Below are 17,508 nucleotides of genomic sequence, written 5' to 3'. Positions count from 1 at the left end.
CCCCCGTCGAGGTGATCCGCGTGCCGTTCATCCGCAGGAACGGATCCGGCAACCGCGCATTCGACACCGCACCACCGGGCTCCGGCACCACACAGCCCGCACCCTCGTCCTCCACCCCCGCGGCCGCCACCACCGCAGCCCGCGCGGACGCCGAACGCGGCCCGAACGTCGCCACCGCCCCGACCGCCAACACCGACACCGACACCGCCGCCACGACCGCAACCCGCAACTTCGAGCGACCCACGTAGGTGGACACCAGGGCCCTCCCCTCCGACACCCAAGGAAACAAAAACGCCACCCGAACCAGCACCGAAAGTTCCAGCAGGTCCCGAGCGTGGAAACGTTTCCATTCTGACCGCACCAGTGTTAGGCAAGCTATTGAAGAGTGTCAATGCCTGGGCCCGCCCGATCGCTCAGCGCGGCACCCACACGGACGGTCGGTGCCTCCGGCCGGGCGGACCGCCGGCGCCGCGGCACCGGCACGTCCGGCCACCGGACGTGAACGGCCCGTGACCGTCGTCGGCGCTAGCACAGGCGCGCATCGGCCGATGGACGGACGTCAGCGGAGTTGATCTCCAGCCTGCGCCGGATACCCGCCGGCGCCGCCGCACCGGAAGCTCACAGCGGCACCCGCGATCGCGGCGTGCCGGGAGCTTCCACGGGGGATCAGCCATGGCACAGCAGTTCCGGATCGCGCGGCCGAGCCGGCGCGCGGTACTGCGCAGCGCCCTGCTGCTCGGCGCCGGCGCGGGCGCCGGAGCGGTGGGGGCGAACGCGGTGCCGGCGTGGTGCGGATGGGACCGCCCGCCGCTCGGTGGCGGCTACGCCGCGGCCGTGGACAGCCCGGCCGCGGTCCGGCACGCCGAGGTGTCGGTCCGCTACTACGTCGAGACCACCGAACCGGTGGTCGCGTTCACGTTCGACGACGGGCCCGGCCCGCACTGGACGCCGATGGTGCTCGACACGCTGGACGCGGCGCAGGTGCCGGCCACGTTCTTCATGGTCGGGCGCAACCTCGCCGCCCACGCCGGGCTGGTCCGGGGACGGCTGGACCGGCACGAGGTCGGCAACCACTCCTGGTCCCACGACGACCTGGCCACCCTCGACCTGCGCCGGGTACGCACCGAGCTGTCCCGGACCCACGAGGCGATCCAGGAGGTCACCGGGCGGGCGCCGAGGTTGCTGCGGCCGCCGTACGGGCATCTCGGCGGGTCGACCCTGCTGGCCGCCGACTCCATGGGTTACCACATCGCGCTCTGGTCGCAGCAGATGCGCGAGCGCGCCTTCGCCGCCGATCCGCACGGACAGGTCCGGGCGATCGTCGACGCCGTCCGGCCGGGCGACATCATCCTGGCGCACGACGTGGGCGCGGACCGGAGACTGCTGGCGCTCCGGCAGCTCGGCGCGATGATCGAGGGCATCCGGGCCCGCGGCTTCCGGTTCGCCACCGTCTCCGGACTGGTCGCCGCGGGCACTCGGAACGGCGCCGCTCAGCGCACCTCGTACCAGGCTTCGTAGAGCGTCGGGCCGCCGGGACAGTTCACCGAGGACGTCGACCCGACACCGACCCACGCGCCGTTGCGGTCGTTGATGATCGGGTCGCCGCCGGGCTTGGTGAGGATGCACTGGATCCGTACCCGTACCTCGCCGGTGCCGGACGAGCAGCGCACCTGGGCGCCGTCGGCCGGCACACCGACCTGAAGGTTGCAGCCGGACGGTACGGCCTGGGCCGCATTGGCACTGCCCAGCAGGCCGGCCACGACGATGCCGGTACCGACGAGCACCGCGCGAACGAGACTCTTCATCATGCCTCCAGGTGACGGGACCACATGTCCCGCACAGGATGGCGGTCGCCGCTCATCGGAACGGCACAGCTTCGTTCACGGGTCACCCGGAGCGCAGCGGCGACGGGACAGCGGCAGTCGGTGGTGATCGGCTACAGTGCGGCACCCACCACCTCGCCATCGGAGAGTCATGAGCCGTTTCGCTGCTCGCCTCGGGACGGGAGTCGCCCTCGCGGCGGCCCTGGCGCTGTCCGGCGCGCCGACCGTCGCCCTGGCCGCAGAGCCGTTGCCCGACCTGTCCACGTCGTTCGACCGCGACCCCGTCGCCGAGGTCGACAACAGCGGCACCACGGTCGGCCTGTACGTGTACAACAACGGCGGAGCCGCCTCCGGCGTGACCGTCACCTTCGACCTCCGCGACCTCGGCGACGCGGTCACCGCGTCCATTCCGGAGTGGACCGAGGGCTGCAAGCTCGGCAAGGCGGCGCTGACCTGCACCGTCGGTCACCTCGACGCGGGGCAGACCGTGCACGTGCAGCCGCTGGGCCTGACCAGCCGGCAGGGTGCCCGGCCCGGTGACGCCGGCTCGGTCACGTTCAGCGTGGCGAGCGCGGAGGAGGACGCCAATCCGGAGGACAACACCACCTCGTTCCCGGTGACCGTGATCGCCTCCGGCCCCGACCTGGTCGCCTCCGCCGCGGATCTGAACACCAAGGCCGACCGGGTCGGCCCGGGTGACACCCGTCCGCTGTACACCGCGGTCACGAACGAGGGCGACACCGCGGCCACCGACTTCGCGATCCGGGCGATCGTGCCGACCGGCGCCACGTTCGTCGAGCGCTACCGGGACTGCACCTACCGCGACTACTACCCGGACGACAGCGGCGGCGATTACGTCTACGGTCCCGGCGAGGTCACCTGTGTGGTGCCGCTCGCGCTGGAGCCGGGCACCTCGCTGCTGCTGTTCGACGAGCAGTCCGGCGAGTCGCTGTTCAACGTCCGGTTCGGCCGTAACCTGCCCGGCCCGGAACAGCACGTCGGCTCGTTCGACGTCGCGCTGGCCGAGGAGGTGCGTGCCGCCCGGACCGGCAAGCGCGGCGCGGGCGGCGGACCGTCGTTCGCCGACACGATCCGCAAGCAGCAGAAGAAGGCCACACCGGCCGGCGCCGACCGCCGCAAGGCGGCGCTGGGCGAGCTGGACGAGGGTGACAACTACGCCGACTACTCGGTCTGGAGCAAGAAGAACACGCTGGACGTCGCGGTCACCGCGTCCGCCGTCCGGGGCGCCGTGGGCGAGACCGTCGACCTCACCTACGAGGTGGTCAACAAGGGCCCGTCCGACGGTGGCGGTCCCTCGGTGGTGATCACCGCGCCGAGCGGGACCGTGCTGCTGCCGGCCGAGTGGTGCTACACCGACGGCACCGAGCACGCCTCGCTGCCGGAGTCGGCGAAGCTGCGCTGCAACTTCGAGAGCGAGTTCCCGGCGCTCGCGTCCGGATACGGCCGGATCAAGGCGACCGTGCGCCTGAGGATCAAGTCGCCGCCGGGTACGGACGGCACCATCGTCGCCCGCAGCGTCGCGGTGGCCTCGGCCGAGACCACGCCGGCCAACAACACCGCCCGCATCGTCGTCACCACCGGCGGCAGCGGCGGCACCGGCGGCGGCCTGCCGGTCACCGGCGCTCCGACCGGTGCCCTCGCGGTAGCGGGCGCGGCCGTCCTGGCGCTCGGCGCGGTCCTGCTCGTGCTGGCCCGTCGCCGTCGCGTGGTGCTGCAGGCGCCGCGGGACTGATCCACCGCAGCCCCTCCCCGGCCGGCGACCGGCCGGGGAGGGGTGCGGGTCAGCCGGGCAGGAGCACGTCCAGGAACGCGTTGCTGAAGATCCGGTGCGGGTCGTACCGGTTGAGTGTGGACAGTGCCGCGTCCCAGCTGGGGTCCGGTCCCTGCCGGTACGAGGCGGGGACCGTTCCGGTCACGACGGCCGGCTCGGCCCACGCCGCGGTCCCGGAGTAGCCCCAGCCCTTGGACCACTCGACCCGGGTGCCCGCGTACGAACCGTCGTACTGGCGCAGGAAGAACGCCTCCAGGTCGCGGTAGAACGGCTGGGCGCCGGGTGCGGTCGGGAAGGTGAGCACGTCGAACCAGACCGCCACGTCCCAGTCGGGGCGGTCGCCGCGGGGCCGGACCGCGGACAGCGCGGGCAGCTGAGCCCCGGGCACCCCGACGTCCTCCGGCCGGTCCAGGCCACCGACCCGGATCTCCACCTGACCGGTCACCGGGTACAACCCGCGCGCCCGGTACGCCGCGACCAGGTCGAGGTAGAACCGGGCGAACTCGCTGACCACGCGCTGCACCGAACCCCGGCCGGTGAGCACCGCGTAGCCGTTCGCGGTCTCCCGCAACGTGGTCGGCTTGACGTACAGCAACAGGTTCTTCGACGCCCCCCACAGGTCCCGGGTCGCGGTGGCGGTCAGCCCGGCCGCGGCCGCGGCGTACTGCACCTGCCCGAACGTCGGGGTCAGATACCAGGCCCCGTCGAGCAGCCGGTCGGCCAGATCGGACACCGGCTCCGGGACGTTGTCGGAGAAGACGTAGTTGTAGGGACCGGTGACCGGGCGGGAGGTGAGCGGCCGTCGCGGCGCCACGCTCCACACCTTCAGCCACGGACGGCTGGTGAAGGTGAACCAGATGGCCTCGATCCGGCCCGCGGCCTCCAGGAAACTTGCGAACGTCCGGGTGGCACCGCTGCCCGGCGCGGCGAACAGCTCCGACGCCGGGATGTCGACCGTGCTCACGCACCGCAACTGCTGGTTGGCGCCGGCCCGCAGCGTCACCTCGGTCACGAACGCCCGGCCGACGTGGGTCAGGAAGGCCGCACAGTCCGGTTCGGCGCGGTCGAACGTGCGCAGCCGGTATTCCGCGGCGCCCTCGTCCCAGACCACCGCCGTCAGGCTCAGCACCAGGTTGCTGAGCGAGCCGAACGTGTGGCCCGGAGTCCGGGTCTCGCCCCGGGCCGGCACCGACGTGCCGTGGCCGTTGATCGCCAGCACTCCCCCGACGCTCAGGTCCCCGGGCGCCGGCGTGTTCGTCACGCCCAGGCCGGCGTCCTCCAGGAACCCGAGCAACTGGTCCATCGACGCGCCGGTCTGTACCCGGACCGCGGCCGGGGACGCGGCCACGACCTGCATGGCGGTCAGGTGCCGGGTGGTGTCGACCAGCAGCATCCGGTCGGCGGACCCGGCCGCCGCGGTGACCGTGAGCGGGGACCAGGTGTGCCGGTAACCGCGGGCGCGCAGCGCGTACTCCTGGGCGTGCGCCCAGTTGGCGAGCGTCACCACGTCGGCGGGCGTGCGGGGGGCACAGGTCCAGACGTCGTCGACCCGGATCTCACCGGCCCAGTTGACGTACGTCTCCTGGTAGACCTCGATGCCGGGCGGGAAGTCCGGCGGCGGCGGACCGGCGGCCTGAGCGGGAGTGGCCGGTCCGGCCGGCACCCAGCCGGCGCCGAGCGCGGCGGCGGACGTGCCGAGGAACAGTCGCCGGGTGATGCGGTTTTCCGTCTCTTCGGACATGCGGAACATCCCGTCCTGAGGGCCGGTCGGCGCGGGTCGAGCGGCGGGCGCAACAAAGTAGACACACCGTAGAAGCGGCCCGGCGGCGCCGTCTACCGTCCGGGCGCCGACAGCCGCGCCGGTGGCGCACCGATCGACATCAGCGGCGCCTCCGGTACGGACCCGGTCTGTGCGCTGTGCAGCAACTGGGCCAGCACCGGGCCCGGATCGGCGTCGGCGATCCGGTGACCGGTCTCCCGCTGCACGCTCAGGGCCCGCTCCGCGGCCAACCGCGCCCCGGCCAGCCGGCCCCTGCTCAGCTGCAGCCGGGCGAGCACCGTCCAGGCGTGCCCGGTCACCAGGCGGTACCCGTACCCTCGGCTTCCCGTCAGCGCCCGGCGGACCAGTCTCAGCGCCATCGCCCGGTGACCCAGCCGGTGCTCGGCGGTGGCCAGGCCCACCAGCGCGGCCATCGCCGGCAACGGGCTGGCGGCCTGCCGGGCGCACACCGCGGCCCGGCGGTAGCAGTCCAGCGCCGCCCGGTCGTCGTGCCGGGCCAGGTGCAGGGAGCCGACCACGTTGAGGATCTCCGCCTCGTTGCGCTCGTCGCCGGCGGCCCGGATCAGGACCAGACCGGCGCGGGCGTGCCGCAACGCCGCGTCCGGGTCACCGAGGTCGCGGGTGACCGTGGCGAGCAGACCCAGGCCGTACGCCTCACCGGCCCGGGCCGCCACCTCCCGGTGCAGCGCGATCGACTCCCGCACCAGAGGCAGCGCCAGATCCGCACGGCCCATCGCCCAGTGCGCCATGGCGAGGTTGTTCAGAGCGGTGCCACAGGCCGCGTCCGCGCCCTGCGCACGGAACATCGCCAGGGCGCGGGCGTGCAGGTCGGCGGCACGCCGCAGCTGTCCCGTCTCGGCCAGGACGATGCCGAGGTTCCCGGTGTCCGCGGCCAGGCGGGTGTCGGCACCGACCTCGGCGCCGATCGTCAACGCCTGCTCGAGGCATTGCACCGCGAGGTCCAGCCGGCCGAGGTCGTTGTAGGTGCGCCCGAGGTTGCCCAGGGCCATCGCCTCACCCCGGCGCCAGCCGGAGCGCCGGGACAGGTCGAGGGCGACGGCGTACCGGTCGACCGCGTCCGGGGCGTGGCAGGTGGTGGCCAGGAAGGCCAGGCTCTGGCTCATCCCGGCCCGGGCGTACCCGTCGTCGAGCCGCTCGGCCGCCGCCCACCCCGCCTCGGCGAGCGCGCGCCACTCCACGATGTGCCCGCCGTGCCACAGGTGGCCGCGGGCCGCGTCGGCGATCTGCCAGGCGTACCGCCCGGGGCCGTGCGCGGCGGCGTGCCGGGCGCAGGCGACCAGGTTGGACCGTTCGCCGTCCAGCCACCGCAGCGCCGTCGCCCGGTCGACCGGCACGCCGGCGCCGGAGGCGGGCTCCATCCGCCACACGTGCGGATACAGCAGCCGGGTGGCCGCGTCGGTGTGGGTCAGATACCAGTCGAGCAGCCGGGCCGTCGCCGCCTCGCGTTCCGCGAGGTCGTCCACGGCCTGGGCGGTGCGGGCGGCGTACACCCGCAGCAGGTCGTGGAACGAGTACCGGCCCGGCTGCGGCACCTCGACCAGGTAGGCGTCGGCGAGGCGGTCCAGGAGCTGTTGCGCGGTGCCCGGGTCGACGCCGGCCAGGGCCGCCGCCGCGGGGACGGTGAGGTCGCGTCCCGGGGCGATGCCGAGGAGCCGGAACAGGCGCTGCGCGGCCGGCGGCAACGCCTCGTACGAATGCCGCAGCGCCGCGGCCACCCCCGGCTGATCGTCGTCCGGAACCGCCAGGGCGGCCAACCGGTCGCCGTCACGCAGGGCCGTGACCATCCCGGCGAGGTCCTCGTCCGGGCGCGAACCGAGTTCGGCGCACACGATCCGCAGTGCCAGCGGCAGGTGGGCGCAGGTCTCGGCGAGTTCCTTCGCGGCCGGACCGGCGGCCCGGACCCGGCCCTCGCCCAGCAGCCCGGTCAGCAGCCGGCGGGCCTGCCCGGCGCTGAGCGGTTCCAGCACCACCCGCCGGGCGCCGTCCACGGCCACCAGCCCGGGAAGGCGGTCGCGGCTGGTCACCACCACATGGCAGTGCGGACCGCCGGGCAGCAGCGGACGGACCTGCCCCGCCGAGCGGGCGTTGTCCAGCAGGATCAGCAGACGCCGGTCGGCCACCAGGGTGCGGTACGCCGCGGCGGCCTCGTCCAGCCCGGCCGGCACCTGTTCCGCGGCGACGCCCAGCGCCCGCAGGAAACCGCCGAGGACGTCGAGCGGCCGCATCGGTGCCTCATCGGCGTACCCGCGCAGGTCCACGAAGAGCTGCCCGTCGGGATACCGGTTCCGTACCCGGTGCGCCCAGTGCCGGGCGAGGGCCGTCTTGCCGACCCCGGCGGTGCCCACCACCACGGAGATCCCCACCGGTGCCCCGCCGTGCCGTCCGGCCTGCAGATCCAGGCCGCGCAGCGCGTCCTCGCGCCCGGTGAAGTCGGCGACGTCCGCGGGAAGCTGGGCGGGCACCGGCAGGCCGGCCGCCGCGGGCGGCACGACCGGCGCCGGCGGGTCCGGCCGGTCCGGCGGCGCGGGTGCCTCCTGGCGCAACACCTTCAGGTACGACCGGCGCAGTGCCGGGCCCGGCTCCACGCCCAGGTCGTCGACGAGCCGGTCCCGCAGCAGCCGGTACGCCTCGAGGGCAGCCGCTTGCCGGCCGGCCGCGCCGAGGGCCTCGATGAGCGTGCCCTGGACCAGTTCGTCGAGCGGATGCCGGCGGGCCGTCTCGTCCAGCAGATCCACCGCCCGGACCGGCTCTCCCAGCCGGATCAGCGTGCGCCCGAGCTCCACCGCGCAGGCGAGGCGCTCGCCCTCCAGCTGCGACACCACCGCGTCCTGGGCGTACCGGGACGGCACGTCGTGCAGTGCGGGTCCCCGCCAGACGGCCAGCGCGCCGGACAGCGCCGCGGCCCGGGCCGCCTCGTCGTCATCCGGGCCGGGCGCCCGCCCGGCGAGCCGGCGGAACCGACGTACGTCGGTGTCCCCGCCCGGCACCTCCAGCAGATAGCCGCTGGTCGGGCGGCTCACCCGGACCGCGTCCGGCACCGTGTCGGCCAGCCAGCGCCGCAGCCGGTGGATCGCCACCGCCACGGTCGCCTCGCGCGTGGCGTTCCGGCCGCGCCACACCGCCTCGATCAGGGCCGGTGCGGTGGTCTCCCCGCCGGCCAGGGCCAGGGCCGCGAGCAGGGCCCGGAGCAAGCCGGTGGGCGGGGCACACCATTCGTCGCCGCGGCGGATTCCGACCGTGCCGAGCACCCTGACCTCGACATCGGGAGCGCCGGCGCCGGTTCCGGTCGCTTCGAGCATGATCGCGAGCATGGCACAACCGGCGGACAGAGCCGCTCCGGCGCGTCCTGCCATGTCTGATCGCACCCTCTTACCGGGGAGACTCACACACCGGCGTCACCGGGTGACGCCCGCCGCCGGACGGCGACGGGCGTCAGTCCCTGCCGGTCGGCGTCCTCAGCGGGGCGCGTACTCGGACACGAAGATGTCGCTGCAGGTGTCCGGGCCGCCGTCCTCACGACAGACCTTCACCGTGCCCCTGATCCGGCTGGCGCCGGTGAAGAGGTCGATGTTCTTCGAGACGACCTGGTGGATCGACGACCCCCGCCCGCAGATCCGCGACTGGAACGTCTCACCGGTGATCCACACGGCTCCGATGAAACCCTGGAGCTGGGTCCGTGCGTACACGCAGTGGCCGTCGGCGGCGGTATCCTCGACGGCGATCCGGTTGCGGATGTAGCCGTTCTCCGTCACGAATTTTCCGCTGCCCTTGGCGCCGGTGGTGGACCGAGTCCACGAACCGAGGTCGGCCGCCGAGGCGGGCACGGCGGCGAGGGTGGTGCCGGCCGCGGCCACTACGGCGACGACTCCTAATCTGCGAAACCAGCCGTTACGGCGAAAGCTCACGACAATTCCTCTCGATCTCGTCCACCTGTTGTGGACCTCGGGTGTGTCGGTCGGACGGCCTGACCGCGGGATGCGCCGGCCCGGCCGCCGTCCTGATCAACACGCTAGGAGCCGGCGTTTACCGATCGCTTACTTCGGCGCTCCCGCCCGCCGCGGCGGTGCGCGGCGCGAGCCCGTTCGGGAGGCGGTCGCGTACCGCCGGACGAGCCCACCGACACGCGGCCGCGGTCCCCGGGTGACAGGTACTTCCCGGCCGCACCGGGACACTGCCAGAATGCCGGGATGGACGACGACAGACGCAACGTGCGGAACGATCCCGGCAAGGCCATCGGCCGGCGTGCCTTCTTCGGGCGGGCGCTGCTGGCGGCCGGCGCGGTGGCCACGCTGACCACCCTCACCGGCTGCCCCGGCGGCGAACAGGACGACGACGGCGACGACGATGGCGGCGACGACGACTAGCCGGTCGATCCGGGAATTTCTAGCGGTCCGGCTTCCGGGGCTGCCCGCCGGACCGACCTGGCGGCCAGCCCACTGAGGTGCTGGGGTTCCCGCCTCGCGCGGGTGCCGTCCCCGGCGCCTTCGCGCTGACGCTGGTGTTCCACTGGAGCGCTCCAGTGGTACACCACCGTCGGTAGGTGCACCAGCCCACGGTGACCTGATCTGTCCATCTTGAGCGCGCCGAGTCGCGGACGACACCGTGGATCCCGGAGCGGCCCGGCCCTCCCAGCGTCTGCCGCCGGACAGCCGCATGCCGGGCAGCCGGAACCGCAGGCAGCGTCCAAGCCGCGGCCGCGGCCACGCCGTTCCGGTGAATTCGGTGGCGTGGCGCGGCTGCCCGCCAATACCGTGCTGACGAACCGAGTCGTCGAGTCGACGGGCGTGCCGTTGTACACCATGTGAGACCTCCCGAGCGCTGATCTGTCGCGCGTCGCGCCTCTGCGCCGCGCAACCTCTTGCTGCGGACTTCTCACTGGAAACGGTGTACCTCTGTGCTCAACAACTGGATGGTCGTGCCCACTCGCCTGCCGCTGGTTCGCCGCCGCTGTCACGTCTGCCGTGCCGAGCGCTTCCGGCCGAGCGGCAAGTTCCGCGTCAACGCCAACCACAAGCTCGTCGACGCCTGGCTTCTGGTGCTCTGCACCGGCTGCGGGGACACCGTCAAGCTCACGATCCTGGAGCGGAAGACGGTGCGCTCCATCCGGCCCGACCTGCTGGACCGGCTGCACGACAACGACGCCGGCCTGACCGCGGAGCTGCTGCAGGCTCCGGCCGTGCAGCACCGCAACCGTGTCGCCCTCGACTGGGACGGCGCCTGGCGCCTGGACACCGCCGGGACGGACCACCGGGGCCGCGAGGTGATCGACGTTTCGGTCCGCTTCGGGGCACGGATCCCGGTCCGGCCGGTACGCCTGATCGCCGAGGGGTGCGGGCTGTCCCACGGCGAGGTCGGACGGCTGGCCGTCGCCGGGAAACTCGTCTCGGCGGTCCGGCTGAGCGCCCGGCTGACCGACGACTTCACCTTCACGCTCAAACGCTGAACCGCCCAAACGCTGAACCGCCCAGACGCTGGGCGGCCGGATGCCGGGCGCCTCACCCACCGAAGGCGGCGTCCGCCTCGGCGGCGGTGAGTGCCCGGTCTTGGAACGTCGTGGTGCCGGCGTCGCGCAGTTCGCGGGCGGCGTCCCGGAGCGCGCCGTACGCGGCCCAGGCCAGCGCACCCCCGGTGGAGACCCGCCGGACGCCCAGCCGCGCGAGTTCCGGCACGCTCGGCGCGCCCGGCACGGCCAGCACGTTGAGCGGTGCCGGCACCGACTCCACCAGCCGGGCGATGTCCTCCGGCGTGCGCAGGCCGGGCGCGTACACCACGTCCGCGCCCGCCTCCCGGTAGGCCCGCAGCCGGGCGATCGTGTCGTCCAGATCGTCGTGGCCGTACAGGTGGTTCTCCGCGCGGGCGGTCAGCACGACGCCGTGCCGGGCGCACGCCTGGGCCGCGGCGGCGATCCGCTCGGCGCCGTGCCGGAGCGTCTCCAGCCGTTCGGCGGCCGGGTCGTAGTCCTCGACGGAGAGGCCGGCGGCGCCCGCCGCGGCCAGCGCCGCCACGGTCCGGGCCAGCCCGGCGGGGGTGTCCGCGAAGCCGTGCTCGGCGTCCACGTGCACCGGGATCCGCACCGCGGCGGTCAGCGCGGTCACGTGCGCGACCAGTTCGTCCAGGCCGACCTGCTGATCGCGCCTGCCGAGGCTGGCCGCCAGCCCGGACGACGTGGTGGCCAGTGCCGGGAAGCCCAGGCTCTCCAGCAGGCGGGCCGAGCCGACGTCCCACGGGTTCGGCAGCAGGAACGTGCCGGCGGCGTGCAGGGCGCGGAAGCGGTCCGCGATGGCGCTCATGACCGGCAGCCTCGCACACCGCGGTCCGCGGGGCCGGGCCGGGCCGGCGGCCGGTGGGGGCGGGTGTGGGGTGGGCCCGAGGGCGCGGGCGGTCTGCCGGCTCCCGGACGCGCTGCTTCCGGCGCCGCCCGCCGCTGTCCGGACGGCCCGCTCGACTGCGACGGGAATCTCACCGACTATTCACCCCCGCTTCTCCGGAGTAGTCTCCTGGTCGCATATAGTCAATGACGGTCATCAATGTGGTGATCAATTTTCCGAATCCGGAGACCCGTGTCCCCGTCCACCCTTCCAGGTCCGGCAGCAACCTCGTCGGCCGGCACATCCACCCTGCTCAGCGATCTGATCGAGGCGCTCTGGCTCGTCGCCGGGGCCGCCATGCTTGCCTTCACCGCGTTCCTCGCGGTGCTGGTGGTCGCGGGAGTCGGCTTCCGCCTCGGCCGGCCGAAAAGGCGACGCAATCCGGTAACAGTGTTCTCATTGTCGTCCCTGCTCGTGGTCACCGGCACGACAGTAATATTTGCCTACGATTATGTTCGCGGCTCCGGCGACCCGACGTCGCCCACGCCCGGCGACCCTGCTCCGGTGCCGGCCGCGGCGCCCCGGTCGCCCACGATCTATCCGGCCGTGGCCGACCTGCCGTTGCGGTACGCCCTGGGCGGTTCCAGCGGCACCGGCGTGACCGCGTCGAAGACCCGGGCCCTGGTCCTCTACGGCACCGGCGGTCCCGAGGCCACGACCGCGGAACTGAGCGCGACGAAGCTGGTGAACCTGATCTCGCACTTCGGCGGCTGGACCGCTCATCCGGTGGGTGCCTACCGGCGCGGGGAACTGTCCCGCTACGACGCGGTGTTCTATCTGGGCACGCCGGGCGGCGCCACGCTGCCCGCGGCGTTCCTCGACGACGTGCTGGACACCCGGCGCCCGGTGATGTGGCTCCGGGACGGCATCGGGCAGCTCGAGGCCCACGACCCGGCGCGGTGGGCGCGCCGGTACGGCTTCACGCCACAGGGCGCGGACGCCGGCCCCTTCCCGCGGATGGAGTACCGGGGCACGACCCTGCCGATGAACCAGGTCGACCAGGCCGGGCTGATGCCGGTCACGATCACCGCCCCGGGCCGGGCGACGGTCCTCGGCCACGCGGTACGCCCGGACGGCACCTCCGTACCGTGGGCGGTCCGGTCGGGCAACCTGATCCATGTCAGTGAGAACCCGCTGCCCTACATCGCCGAGGACAGCGACCGCTACCTCGCCCTGGCGGACCTGCTGTTCGACGCGCTCGCCCCGCGCACCGCGCGCCGGCACCGGGCCCTGGTCCGGCTGGAGGACGTCGGCCCGGCCGCCGACCCGGTCCGGCTCCGCGCCGTCGTGGACCACCTCTCCGGCCAGGGCGTGCCGTTCAGCATCGCGGTCTACCCGGTCTACCGCGACCCGGTGGACCCGGCCGGGAAGGACGTCACGATCCGGCTGTCCGAACGGCCGGCCGTGGTCGCGGTCCTCCGGCACGCCCTGGCGCACGGCGGGACGGTGCTGATGCACGGCTACACCCACCAGTACGCCCGGTCCGCCAACCCGGCCACCGGGCGCAGCGGGGAGGACGCCGAGTTCTACCGGTGCCACCTCGACGGACAACAGCGGTGCCGGCCGGACGGACCGGTGGCCGAGGACTCGCCGGAATGGGCGCTGGGACGGATCGACGAGGGCCTGCGGGAGTTCCGGAAGGCCGGGTTGCCGGCCCCGTCGATGTTCGAGTTCCCGCACTACATCGCGTCCCCGGTGGACTACGTGGCGGCCGGACGGCGGTTCGCCCAGCGCTACGAGCGGGCGCTGTACTTCCCGGGGCTGCTCTCCGGCCGGGCGGTCGCCGACGCCGGGCGGGGATGGCAGTTCTTTCCGTACGCCGTGCGCGACGTCTACGGCGCGGTCGTCGTGCCGGAGAACCTCGGCTACGTCACCGGCGCCGCGGACTCGGCCGCCACGCTGCTCTCCCGGGCCCGCGCGAACCTGGTGGTCCGCGACGGCGTGGCCAGCTTCTTCTACCACCCGTTTCTGGGCGTCGGCGAGCTGCCCCGCCTGGTGAGCGGCCTCCGCGAGATGGGCTACACGTTCGTCAGCGCCGGTGACCTGGTGGCGGCGCCGTGAGCCGGCGCACCGCCGGCCGTGGCGCCGCGGCGTCCCTGGTGGCCGGCGGCGTGCTGACGGCGCTGCTGCTGATCCCGGGCGAGGACCGGAACGGCACGCCGTCGCACCCGGACCGCGCCGCGGCGCCCCGCACCGACCACCGGCAACGCGGTTTCGCCATGCCCACCTACACCGCGGAGGGCTACCGCAGTCCGCACGCGGAACGGTATCTGGACCAGATCGCGGCGACCGGCGCGACCTGGGTGCAGTTCAACCCGACCTGGTACCAGGAGCGGACGGACGGTCACACCATCGCGGCGGCACCGCACACCCCGACCGACGCGGCCCTGGAACACGTCATCTCCGCCGCGCACCGGGCCGGGCTCCGGGTGCTGCTGAAGCCGCTGCTGGATCTGGCCGCCGACAATCCGGGCTACCGGGGCACCATCCGGCCGGCCGACCGGGCGGCCTGGTTCGCCTCCTACACGGCCTTTATCGGCCACTACGCCGACCTGGGGGCCCGGCTGGGGGTGGCGCAGTTCGCCGTCGGCACGGAACTGGCCGGGGTCTCCGCCGACCGCGCCGGCTGGCTCCGCGTGATCGAGACGGTACGGGGCCGCTACCCGGGCCGGTTGCTGTACGCGGCGAACTTCGACGAGTACCGCCACGTCGCCTTCTGGGACGCCGTCGACCTGATCGGCATCGACGCCTACTGGGAGCTGAGCGAGCGCCCGACCACGGACGTGGCGGCACTGCGACGGGCCTGGCAGCCGGTCGTGCGCGAGCTCACCGCCCTGGCCGTCCGGACCGGACGGTCGGTGCTGTTCACCGAGGCCGGCTACACCAGCCGGCGGGGTACCACCACCGCGCCGTGGGACTGGACGGTCGGCGGCGGACCGGACCAGGCCGAGCAGGCCGCCGCCTATCAGGCGCTGCTCGCCAGCCTGGACGGCCAGCGCTGGTGGGCGGGCGTGTTCTGGTGGTGCTGGGACGTGCCGCCGGGCTCGGCCGGCACCGATCCGCTCGGGTACTCACCGCACGGCAAGGCCGCCGAGGCCGTGGTCCGGCGGTGGTGGACATGACCTGGATGCTGCGCTTCGCCGCCGTGATCCCGTTCCTGCCGATCCTGTCCTTCCTGGTCTACGGCGTGACGGCGATGGCCGCCGAACGCCACCGCCGCACCGCCGCCGGGGCCCCGGCGGCCACGGTCGACGACTTCCGGTTCGTCTTCGTCGTCCCCTGCCTCAACGAGGAGCTGGTGGTCGCGGCGAGTCTGGACCGGCTGCTCGCCCTGCCCGCCCGGAACGTCACGGTGCTCGTGGTGGACGACGGCTCCGACGACGCCACCGCGGACATCGTGGCCGGTTACGTCGCCCGGGACCGGCGGGTGCGGCTGTTGCGACGGCGGGCACCGGACGCCCGCGGGGGAAAGGGCGCGGCGCTGAACGCGGCCTACCGTCACCTGCGGTCCACCTCGCCGGGCACCGGCTCCGGGTACGACGACGACCACGTGGTGGTCGTCGTGGTGGACGCGGACGGCCGGCTCCAGCCGGACGCGCCGGCCACGGTGGCACCGCTGTTCGGCGATCCGCGGATCGGCGCGGTCCAGGTGGGCGTGCGGATGTACAACCGCGCCGCCGGCTGGCTGGCCCGGATGCAGGACATGGAGTTCCTGGTCTTCACCGAGGTGTTCCAGCGGGCCCGGCAGCGGTACGGCAACGCCGGGCTGGGCGGCAACGGGCAGTTCGTCCGGCTCTCCGCGCTGCAGAGCCTCGGCGGGGAACCGTGGACCGACTTCCTGACCGAGGACCTCGACATGGGACTGCGGTTGCAGGCCCGGGGCTGGCGCACGGGTTTCACGCCGGCCACGTTCGTCAGCCAGGAGGGGCTGACCCGGCTGCGCCCACTGGCCCGCCAGCGCACCCGCTGGTACCAGGGGCACCTGCAGTGCTGGTACCGGATCCCCGAGTTGCTCAGCTGCGGCCGGCTCTCGGTGGGCCGAACGGTCGACCTGATGGTGTACCTGGTCTCCCCGATCACCGTCCTGCTGATCACGCTGTCCCTGATCGCCTATCTGCCGCGGCAGGCGTACCTGCTGGTGACCCGGCGGGCGGAGACGGTCGACGCGTTCCTGGCCCACCACGGCCTGCTGCTGTGGTGGTACCTGCTGGTGTTCAGCGTGGTTCCGCTGATCGCCTACATCTACTGGCGGGCCTGCCGGCGGACCACCGGCGACGTGACCCTGCCCCGGGCGATGGGCTGTGCGGTGCTGTTCTCCGCGTACGCCTACATCTGGCTGCCGGTGGGCTGGCGGGCCACCGCCCGGCTCCTGCGCCGCGACCGCAGCTGGGCGAAGACCCAGCGGATCCCCGGGCAGAGCGGCCCGGCCGGCACGCCCACCGCGGCGGAGGGACCGGTCGCCGTCCGGAACTGATGCCGAACAACCTCCACCCCGGCGCCCCCAGCCGAAAGGACCCCGCGTGCACACAGTCATGGTCGTCTACGGCACCCGGCCGGAAGCCATCAAGGTGGCTCCGGTCATCCGGGCGCTCCGTGAGGACCCCCGGTTCGGCCTGGTCACGGTCGCCACCGCGCAGCACCGGCACATGCTCGATCAGGTGGTCAAGCTCTTCGACATCGTCCCGGACGTGGATCTCGACATGCTGAGGCCGCGGCAGACCCTCGGCGGCATGACCCAGCGCCTCCTGGCCGAGCTGGGACCGCTGATGTGCGGCTACCGCCCGGACCTGGTGCTGGTGCAGGGCGACACCACCACGGCGTTCGCCGCCTCGCTCGCCGCCTACTACGAGCGGGTGCCGGTCGCCCATCTCGAGGCGGGCCTGCGTACCGGCGACATCTGGGCGCCGTACCCCGAGGAGGCCAACCGCCGGCTGATCGCGTCGCTGGCCGCGCTGCATCTGGCACCGACGCCGTCCTCGGCCGCGAACCTGCTCGCCGAGCGCGTGCCGGCCGGGTCCGTGGTGGTCACCGGGAACACCGTGATCGACGCGCTGCTGTGGTCGGTGGCCCACGCTCCGGGGTACGGCGACGCGGCGCTGGACGATCTGGACCGCGCCAACGCTCCGGTCCTGCTGGTCACGGCGCACCGGCGGGAGTCCTGGGGACGGCCGCTGGAGCGGGTGGGCGAGGCCCTGGCACAGCTGGCGGTCACCGAGCCGGGGCTGCGGATCGTGATCCCGGTGCACCGCAACCCGGCGGTACGGGAGTCGCTGCTGCCACCGCTGGACGGCCGTACCAACGTCACCGTGGTCGAGCCGCTGGACTACGCGGGGTTCTGCCGGCTGATGCATCGCAGCCATCTCATCCTCACCGATTCCGGCGGAGTGCAGGAGGAGGGACCGAGCCTCGGCAAACCGGTGCTGGTCGTGCGGGACACCACGGAGCGACCGGAGGGGGTCGCCGCCGGGACCGCCCGGCTGGTCGGCACCGACCCGGCGGTCATCGTCGGGACGGTGCGGACGTTGCTGCACGATGCCGTCGCCTACCGCCGCATGGCGAACGCGGTGAACCCGTACGGCGACGGCCGCGCCGCGGAACGGGTCGTCGCGGCCATCGCCCACCACCTCGGGTCCGGTGGGCCCGCCGAGCCGTTCGGTCCGGTGCCGGACCCGGGGATCTTGACAACGGCGTAGCGGACCGAGAAACTCAGTCCACTAATGAATT

The 17,508-nt window shown here is 73.6% G+C and carries 13 protein-coding genes and 1 pseudogene; 8 read left to right on the top strand and 6 right to left on the bottom strand.

Annotated features, from left to right (window positions below):
• A pseudogene (locus tag LDL48_RS41540) lies at positions 1–361 on the bottom strand (hypothetical protein); the annotation flags it as partial.
• 311 nt (positions 362–672) lie between these two features.
• Between LDL48_RS41540 and LDL48_RS41535 the strand changes: the two are divergent.
• On the top strand, positions 673–1,518 hold the full coding sequence (locus tag LDL48_RS41535) for a polysaccharide deacetylase family protein (protein WP_225260700.1): 846 nt from the start codon (positions 673–675) through the stop codon (positions 1,516–1,518).
• Here LDL48_RS41535 and LDL48_RS41530 read toward each other — a convergent pair.
• On the bottom strand, positions 1,491–1,805 hold the full coding sequence (locus LDL48_RS41530) for a hypothetical protein (RefSeq protein ID WP_225260699.1): 315 nt from the start codon (positions 1,803–1,805) through the stop codon (positions 1,491–1,493). The two genes, LDL48_RS41535 and LDL48_RS41530, sit on opposite strands and share 28 nt — an antisense overlap.
• 169 nt (positions 1,806–1,974) lie before the next feature.
• Between LDL48_RS41530 and LDL48_RS41525 the strand changes: the two genes are divergently transcribed.
• Positions 1,975–3,576, top strand: coding sequence for an LPXTG cell wall anchor domain-containing protein (locus LDL48_RS41525; RefSeq protein ID WP_225260698.1), 1,602 nt, complete (start codon positions 1,975–1,977; stop codon positions 3,574–3,576).
• Positions 3,577–3,625: 49 nt separating this feature from the next.
• Here the strand turns inward: LDL48_RS41525 and LDL48_RS41520 are convergent, their stop codons facing one another.
• From LDL48_RS41520 to LDL48_RS41510, 3 genes are all read right to left on the bottom strand, one after another.
• The gene (locus tag LDL48_RS41520; RefSeq protein ID WP_225260697.1) at positions 3,626–5,356 is read right to left on the bottom strand and encodes a cholesterol oxidase substrate-binding domain-containing protein; all 1,731 of its coding nucleotides are present in this window, start codon (positions 5,354–5,356) and stop codon (positions 3,626–3,628) included.
• A gap of 92 nt (positions 5,357–5,448) precedes the next feature.
• Positions 5,449–8,715, bottom strand: a complete 3,267-nt coding sequence (locus LDL48_RS41515) for an AfsR/SARP family transcriptional regulator (RefSeq protein ID WP_225260696.1) — start codon at positions 8,713–8,715, stop codon at positions 5,449–5,451.
• A gap of 156 nt (positions 8,716–8,871) precedes the next feature.
• The gene (locus tag LDL48_RS41510; RefSeq protein ID WP_225260695.1) at positions 8,872–9,321 is read right to left on the bottom strand and encodes a hypothetical protein; all 450 of its coding nucleotides are present in this window, start codon (positions 9,319–9,321) and stop codon (positions 8,872–8,874) included.
• Positions 9,322–9,603: 282 nt separating this feature from the next.
• On the opposite strand from LDL48_RS41510, the gene LDL48_RS41505 reads away from it, so the two are divergent.
• Positions 9,604–9,780 (top strand): hypothetical protein, encoded by a 177-nt coding sequence (locus LDL48_RS41505; protein WP_225260694.1) that lies wholly within the window; start codon positions 9,604–9,606, stop codon positions 9,778–9,780.
• Positions 9,781–10,310: 530 nt separating this feature from the next.
• Positions 10,311–10,859 carry a DUF1062 domain-containing protein gene (locus LDL48_RS41500; protein WP_225260693.1) on the top strand — a complete coding sequence of 183 codons (549 nt, stop codon included), beginning with the start codon at positions 10,311–10,313 and terminating at the stop codon, positions 10,857–10,859.
• A gap of 52 nt (positions 10,860–10,911) precedes the next feature.
• On the opposite strand, the gene LDL48_RS41495 is transcribed toward LDL48_RS41500, so the two are convergent.
• Positions 10,912–11,706, bottom strand: coding sequence for an isocitrate lyase/PEP mutase family protein (locus LDL48_RS41495; protein ID WP_225260692.1), 795 nt, complete (start codon positions 11,704–11,706; stop codon positions 10,912–10,914).
• Positions 11,707–11,976: 270 nt separating this feature from the next.
• On the opposite strand from LDL48_RS41495, the gene LDL48_RS44890 reads away from it, so the two are divergent.
• The 4 genes from LDL48_RS44890 to wecB are packed head-to-tail and all read left to right on the top strand — an operon-like array spanning position 11,977 to position 17,477.
• Positions 11,977–13,845 carry a DUF2334 domain-containing protein gene (locus LDL48_RS44890; protein ID WP_225260691.1) on the top strand — a complete coding sequence of 623 codons (1,869 nt, stop codon included), beginning with the start codon at positions 11,977–11,979 and terminating at the stop codon, positions 13,843–13,845.
• A complete protein-coding gene (locus LDL48_RS41485) occupies positions 13,842–14,906 on the top strand; it encodes a glycoside hydrolase family 113 (RefSeq protein WP_225260690.1) in 1,065 nt (354 codons plus the stop codon). Before LDL48_RS44890 ends, LDL48_RS41485 begins: the two co-directional genes overlap by 4 nt.
• Positions 14,903–16,258, top strand: coding sequence for a glycosyltransferase family 2 protein (locus LDL48_RS41480; RefSeq protein ID WP_225260689.1), 1,356 nt, complete (start codon positions 14,903–14,905; stop codon positions 16,256–16,258). The genes LDL48_RS41485 and LDL48_RS41480 overlap by 4 nt, the downstream gene beginning before the upstream one ends.
• A gap of 46 nt (positions 16,259–16,304) precedes the next feature.
• Positions 16,305–17,477 (top strand): non-hydrolyzing UDP-N-acetylglucosamine 2-epimerase, encoded by a 1,173-nt coding sequence (gene wecB, locus LDL48_RS41475; protein ID WP_225260688.1) that lies wholly within the window; start codon positions 16,305–16,307, stop codon positions 17,475–17,477.
• Positions 17,478–17,508 lie beyond the last annotated feature (31 nt).

The sequence above is a fragment of the Jidongwangia harbinensis genome, from assembly GCF_020216025.1.
In the GTDB taxonomy this organism is placed as follows: domain Bacteria; phylum Actinomycetota; class Actinomycetes; order Mycobacteriales; family Micromonosporaceae; genus Actinoplanes; species Actinoplanes harbinensis.
This window is presented reverse-complemented; position numbering and strand designations above follow the sequence as displayed.

What these genes read in the sequence shown, in the direction of transcription:
- LDL48_RS41535 (WP_225260700.1), top strand. Translation starts at nt 673, where the DNA reads ATGGCACAGCAGTTCCGGATCGCGCGGCCGAGCCGGCGCGCGGTACTG.
- LDL48_RS41530 (WP_225260699.1), bottom strand. Translation starts at nt 1,805, where the DNA reads ATGAAGAGTCTCGTTCGCGCGGTGCTCGTCGGTACCGGCATCGTCGTG.
- LDL48_RS41525 (WP_225260698.1), top strand. Translation starts at nt 1,975, where the DNA reads ATGAGCCGTTTCGCTGCTCGCCTCGGGACGGGAGTCGCCCTCGCGGCG.
- LDL48_RS41520 (WP_225260697.1), bottom strand. Translation starts at nt 5,356, where the DNA reads ATGTCCGAAGAGACGGAAAACCGCATCACCCGGCGACTGTTCCTCGGC.
- LDL48_RS41515 (WP_225260696.1), bottom strand. Translation starts at nt 8,715, where the DNA reads ATGCTCGAAGCGACCGGAACCGGCGCCGGCGCTCCCGATGTCGAGGTC.
- LDL48_RS41505 (WP_225260694.1), top strand. Translation starts at nt 9,604, where the DNA reads ATGGACGACGACAGACGCAACGTGCGGAACGATCCCGGCAAGGCCATC.
- LDL48_RS41495 (WP_225260692.1), bottom strand. Translation starts at nt 11,706, where the DNA reads ATGAGCGCCATCGCGGACCGCTTCCGCGCCCTGCACGCCGCCGGCACG.
- LDL48_RS41480 (WP_225260689.1), top strand. Translation starts at nt 14,903, where the DNA reads ATGACCTGGATGCTGCGCTTCGCCGCCGTGATCCCGTTCCTGCCGATC.